Here is a 4,779-nt window from a genome sequence, read left to right as displayed (position 1 = left end):
CATCGACAAGGGCCAGGTCAGTGTCGATGACCTGCTGGACGCCATCCGTGACGGTGCCGTGCTGCGCGTGCGCCCCAAGGCCATGACGGTGGCAGTGATTCTGGCGGGTTTGCTGCCGATCATGTGGGGGGCAGGCACGGGCTCCGAGGTCATGCAGCGCATCGCCGCGCCCATGGTCGGGGGGATGATCACGGCGCCGCTGCTGTCGATGTTCGTGATCCCGGCGGCGTACCTGCTCATGCGTCGCAGGGGTATGCCGCCAGGGAGTGTTTTCCAAAGATGACAATGGTATCTGCGCCCCGTCGTCAGCGAGCGGGGTACAGATGCGGATTCACCTCGCGAGGGGTCATGCCGTTTTCCAGCAAGGGCGTATCACCCACGCGGATCGCTTTGGCCAATTCTGATTGCACCTCCGCTCGCGTTTTGCCCGCAGGTGTGGCGCGAGCCGGGTAGGCCGAGGGATTCACCTCCCTCGGCGTTTGGCCATTCTCAAATACGGGGTAGTCACCCATGCGCTTGGCTTCTGCCAGTTCGGTCATGACCTGCTCTCGGGTCTTGCCAACCGGCGCCGGCCGTGCCGGGTAGGCCGATGGGTTCAGATCGCGCGGGGTCAAGCCATTGTCCAGAAGCGGGATGTCGCCCATGCGAACGGCTTCGGCCAGCTCAGCCTTGACCGCTTCTCGCGTTTTGCCTTGCGCGTGGCTCAGGCCCGCAGCCAGGGCCAACAGGGTGCTCAAAGCGATCAGGACGGGTGCTTTCATGTGATGTTTCCTCAGTGTGTGCCAGGACGACCCCGACAAACACTCAGACCGCTCGCTGCGGTGAAACCTCTCGCCCCACCCCACAAACCAAGGGCTTCACCAAGATTTTTCAAACCACGCGAGAGAAATCGCAGGCTCGCCCGGTCTGATCAGGTGCCGGGCTGTTCCGGCGTCATCTCAAGGAAACCCACATGACCGATGCACGCACCCTGCTCAAGTCGTCCGCCCTGGCGCTGCTTTGCGCCGCCGCTGCCACCGCCACCCTGCCGGCCCACGCCGCCAAGGAAGGCATGGAAAAGTGCGCAGGCATCGCCAAAGCCGGCAAGAACGACTGCGGCACCAGCAAGCACGCGTGCGCCGCCCAGGCCACCAAGGACGGTGACGCCGAAGAGTGGGTCTACGTGCCCACCGGCACCTGCGACAAGATCGTGGGCGGCAAGCTGGTCAAGGCCGCCAAGAAGGGCTGATGCACATGGCCACCGAAGAACAGGGCACGCACGCCAATGCGGTGGCGACGCCGCTGCACGGATGCGGTTTGCGGTTCGCGCACCTGCCTGACTGGCTGGCCCATCAGGGGCCACCCTGCCTGCTGGAGCTTCACACCGAAAACCTCTTCGCCCTGCCCTCGGTGGCCCACGCTCGCCTGAACACCCTGCGCGAGCGCCATGCGTTCTCGCTGCATGGGGTGGGCCTCTCGCTGGGCTCGACCGACGGCCTGGACGCCCACCACCTGCAACAGGTCGCCGAGCAGGTGAAGCGTTACCAGCCCCTGCTGGTGTCCGAACACCTGGCCTGGAATCGCATCGACGGCACCTGCGTGCCCGACTTGCTCCCCATGCCTTTCTCGCGCGATGCCTTGCACGCGGTGGCCGCCAACGTGCAGCGCACGCAAGACGCCTTGCAGCGAAGCATCGCGGTCGAGAACATCTCGGCCTACCTGATGCCACCAGCGGCGGACTTCGACGAAGCCGGCTTCTTGACCGAGCTGACCCGACGAACCGGCTGCACCCTGCTGGTCGACCTCAACAACCTGCAAGTCAACCAACTCAACCATGGGCACGATGCCTGGTCCTTGTTGACGAAGTTGCCTTTCGCCAGCATCTCGCAATGGCACCTGGGTGGCCCCACCGAGGTCGATGGCGCGTGGATCGACACCCACGCCAACACGGTGCCCGAGGCCGTCTGGTCACTTTACGAAAGGGCGATCGACGCCGTGGGGCCCAGGCCCACCATCGTGGAGTGGGACCAGGACCTGCCACCCCTTCAGACCTTGCTGGACCTGGCGGAGCGGGCCCTGAGGACCCTGTCTCGCAGAGGTGCCGCGGCGGGCGGCGTGCTGGAGCGCGCCGCATGAACACACGCCCCATCGATGCCAGCGCGCCCAGTGACTGGGGCAGCGTCCAGCGAGCCTGGATGCAGGCCTTGCTCAAGCCCGGCCTCACGTCCCCATGGGCCTCCTGGCAAGGCGGTGTGCGGCACGTGGAGGCGGCAGGTGCCATCTACATCAACAACATCCGCGCCAACGTCATCTCGGCGCTGAGCCTGAGCTACCCAGCGGTGCGCCAGGCCTTGGGGCCGCAGCGGTTTGCCAGCCTGGTGGTTGAGGGCCTGCATCGGGTGCCACCGGCTTGCGGCGACCTGTCTGGCTATGGCGGATGGCTGCCTCAGCTTTTGTCGGAGCACCTCAAGCGGGAGCGCCCGGAGCCCGGATGCACCGCACCGAGCCAACGCTCCGACGCCGACGACCTGGTGTGGCTCGCTCGCCTGGAATGGGCGCTGGACCAAGTCCGCAGCCAGGACAGCGAACCCGCCTGGACCTGGCCCGACGCCGCGCGTGACCTGGCGCAGCCAGACTGGATGGCTGCGCACACCCGCCTGCGGCAGCCGTGGCGGTTCTGGCCTCTGACCACCGATCGCACAGCCTTGCTCACCCGGCTGGCCGCGCACCTGCAGGCCGAATGGTTGCCGACCGATGCCTCCGCACCGACATGCTCGCCGACGTGCTCGGCGACAGACGCGCCCCTGGCCGGCGATGCCCCCGCGGCCCTGATCCAGCAAGGCGGCCGGCTGTTGCCCGTGCAGGCCGAAGGGCTGGCCTGGCTTCAGGCCTTGAACGCCGACACCAGCATCGAATCGGCCACCCAGCAGGTGCTTGCCAGCCACCCGACCTGGCGCCCCGACACCATAGTTCACCTCTGCCTGTCACACGGCCTGCTGTGTCCCTTGCAGCACTCCAAGTCCCCGCGTTGAGCGGACACATCCACCCAGAAGACACCCATGCCCCGCACCATCCAGACCCTCTGGCGTCAGCACGCCCACTGGCAAACCTTGTGGACCCCTTGGGCCATGGACGCGCTGGCCGTGGCCTTGCGCCTGATGCTGGCCGATGTGTTCTTGCGATCAGGCTGGCTCAAGATCCAAAGCTGGGACAGCACCCTGATGCTGTTCGAACACGAATACGCCGTGCCCGTGCTTCCCCATGAGCTGGCCGCCTGGTTGGGCACGGGTGGCGAACTGGTCTTGCCCGCCCTGTTGCTGATCGGTTTGTTCAGCCGGTTTTCTGCGGCAGGCCTGTTCGTGCTCAACGCGGTGGCGGCCATCAGCTACCCCGACATCAGCGACGCCGGGCTCAAGGACCATGTCCTGTGGGGATGGTGGTGCGTGGTGCTGGCCTGCACCGGCGCAGGCCGGCTGTCGATCGATCACTGGCTGAACCGCAAGGCCCCCTCATGAGCCACCCGCCGCCTCCGCTGTCGGTCGCAGGGGATCACCGCGACTTCTCCTCCCTCGTGCAGGCCCACGCCGACGACCTGTACCGCTACGCGCGCTGGCTGTGTCGAGACCCGCATCGCGCCGAAGACCTGGTGCAAGAGACGCTGTTGCGCAGCTGGCGCGGCTTCGCTGCCTTGCGCGAGGCCCAATCCACCCGAGCGTGGCTGATCACGACCCTGCGCCGCGAGTACTTCCGCGAACTCGACAACGCCCAGGCCAGATCGGTTTCCTTGAGCCTGGACGACACCGATGCGCCCTTGCGCGATGACGAGCTGGCCTGCTGGCCCGATGCTGTCGAAGACCAACTCGACGTCGAACGCTGTCTGGCCAGGCTGCCAGACGTCTACCGCGAGGTGCTGGTGCTGCAGGCTTACTTTGGTTACGCCACCGACGAGATGGCCCGCATGCTGGGCACCAGCGAAACCGCCATCGCCAACCGATTGCTGAGGGCCCGCAAGGCCCTGGGCGAGGCCGCCAAAGCGCCCGAACAGGCGCGCGTCGCGGTGGTCTTGCCGCTCAAGAGGAGAGCCCCGTGAACTGCGCTCAAACCCGCCGATCGGTGCTCACCGATCCGCACCGCCTGCCTGATGATGTGAAGACCCACCTGGCCCAATGCACGGCTTGCCAAACCTTGCTCCAGGGGCAGCTCAAACAGCAGTCGCACATCGCCAGTGCGGTCGAACGTACGCCAACGCCCGGCTTGCGGCCGGTCGTGTTGCCGCTGCCCGATGCAGCCAATGGCAGCCCTGCCCAGCCCTCCAAGCGCCGCTTCATGGCCACTGCCGCGTCGGTGGCCTTGGGCACCACCGGCGTCCTGGGCGGGAGCCTCTGGTGGCGTCACCAAGGCGCAGCCCCCGATGCCTCACATTGGGCCGAAGTGGTCACTCGGCATTTTCAGGAAGACCCGACACACCTTCTGCCGCCCGACCCCCGAGCCCCGGCAGAAGCTCAAGCCCTGCTGGCGCGCCTGGGCGCACGCCAACTTGCTGCGCTGCCACCCGTGGTTCAGGGGGGCATGTGTCAACTGCTCGATTGCGAGGCCGCACACCTGGTGCTGCGCTGGCAAGGCCAGAACGTGGTTGCCTTCCTGATGCCGCGCAGGGGGCAAGCGGTGCTGCCCTTGTCGGTGGATGGCTGGCAAGGCGAGTTGCGCCCCCTGGTGGGCGGCATGGTGGCCACCCTGGCCCGTGACCCTGGCGTGGCGAAGTCAGCCGCCCAGGCGCTGGCTTCGGCGGTGGCCTGGTCG

The 4,779-nt window shown here is 66.9% G+C and carries 8 protein-coding genes; 7 read left to right on the top strand and 1 reads right to left on the bottom strand.

All coding sequences use genetic code 11. The features are described 5' to 3' along the window. A partial coding sequence (locus QZ994_RS18755; RefSeq protein WP_290877270.1) for an efflux RND transporter permease subunit occupies positions 1 to 283 on the top strand: 283 nt, incomplete at its 5' end. A gap of 22 nt (positions 284 to 305) precedes the next feature. Here QZ994_RS18755 and QZ994_RS18750 read toward each other — a convergent pair. Beyond that, positions 306 to 761 (bottom strand): DUF4148 domain-containing protein, encoded by a 456-nt coding sequence (locus tag QZ994_RS18750; protein ID WP_290877267.1) that lies wholly within the window; start codon positions 759 to 761, stop codon positions 306 to 308. A gap of 191 nt (positions 762 to 952) precedes the next feature. On the opposite strand from QZ994_RS18750, the gene QZ994_RS18745 reads away from it, so the two are divergent. The 6 genes from QZ994_RS18745 to QZ994_RS18720 form a co-directional block, all read left to right on the top strand. Then, positions 953 to 1,228 (top strand): DUF2282 domain-containing protein, encoded by a 276-nt coding sequence (locus QZ994_RS18745; RefSeq protein ID WP_290877265.1) that lies wholly within the window; start codon positions 953 to 955, stop codon positions 1,226 to 1,228. A 5-nt stretch (positions 1,229 to 1,233) separates the two neighbouring features. Further along, positions 1,234 to 2,115 carry a DUF692 domain-containing protein gene (locus QZ994_RS18740; protein ID WP_290877262.1) on the top strand — a complete coding sequence of 294 codons (882 nt, stop codon included), beginning with the start codon at positions 1,234 to 1,236 and terminating at the stop codon, positions 2,113 to 2,115. Further along, entirely contained in the window at positions 2,112 to 3,011 is a 900-nt protein-coding gene (locus QZ994_RS18735) for a DNA-binding domain-containing protein (protein ID WP_290877259.1), read from the top strand. Before QZ994_RS18740 ends, QZ994_RS18735 begins: the two co-directional genes overlap by 4 nt. A 27-nt stretch (positions 3,012 to 3,038) precedes the next feature. Then, entirely contained in the window at positions 3,039 to 3,494 is a 456-nt protein-coding gene (locus tag QZ994_RS18730; RefSeq protein ID WP_290877255.1) for a DoxX family protein, read from the top strand. Continuing rightward, entirely contained in the window at positions 3,491 to 4,069 is a 579-nt protein-coding gene (locus QZ994_RS18725) for a sigma-70 family RNA polymerase sigma factor (RefSeq protein ID WP_290877252.1), read from the top strand. Before QZ994_RS18730 ends, QZ994_RS18725 begins: the two co-directional genes overlap by 4 nt. Then, on the top strand, positions 4,066 to 4,779 hold a 714-nt coding region (locus tag QZ994_RS18720), incomplete at its 3' end, for a DUF3379 family protein (RefSeq protein ID WP_290877249.1). The genes QZ994_RS18725 and QZ994_RS18720, both read left to right, overlap by 4 nt.

Source organism: Aquabacterium sp., assembly GCF_021768455.1.
GTDB lineage: Bacteria > Pseudomonadota > Gammaproteobacteria > Burkholderiales > Burkholderiaceae_C > Aquabacterium.
This window is presented reverse-complemented; position numbering and strand designations above follow the sequence as displayed.

What these genes read in the sequence shown, in the direction of transcription:
- QZ994_RS18750 (WP_290877267.1), bottom strand. Translation starts at nt 761, where the DNA reads ATGAAAGCACCCGTCCTGATCGCTTTGAGCACCCTGTTGGCCCTGGCT.
- QZ994_RS18745 (WP_290877265.1), top strand. Translation starts at nt 953, where the DNA reads ATGACCGATGCACGCACCCTGCTCAAGTCGTCCGCCCTGGCGCTGCTT.
- QZ994_RS18740 (WP_290877262.1), top strand. Translation starts at nt 1,234, where the DNA reads ATGGCCACCGAAGAACAGGGCACGCACGCCAATGCGGTGGCGACGCCG.
- QZ994_RS18735 (WP_290877259.1), top strand. Translation starts at nt 2,112, where the DNA reads ATGAACACACGCCCCATCGATGCCAGCGCGCCCAGTGACTGGGGCAGC.
- QZ994_RS18730 (WP_290877255.1), top strand. Translation starts at nt 3,039, where the DNA reads ATGCCCCGCACCATCCAGACCCTCTGGCGTCAGCACGCCCACTGGCAA.
- QZ994_RS18725 (WP_290877252.1), top strand. Translation starts at nt 3,491, where the DNA reads ATGAGCCACCCGCCGCCTCCGCTGTCGGTCGCAGGGGATCACCGCGAC.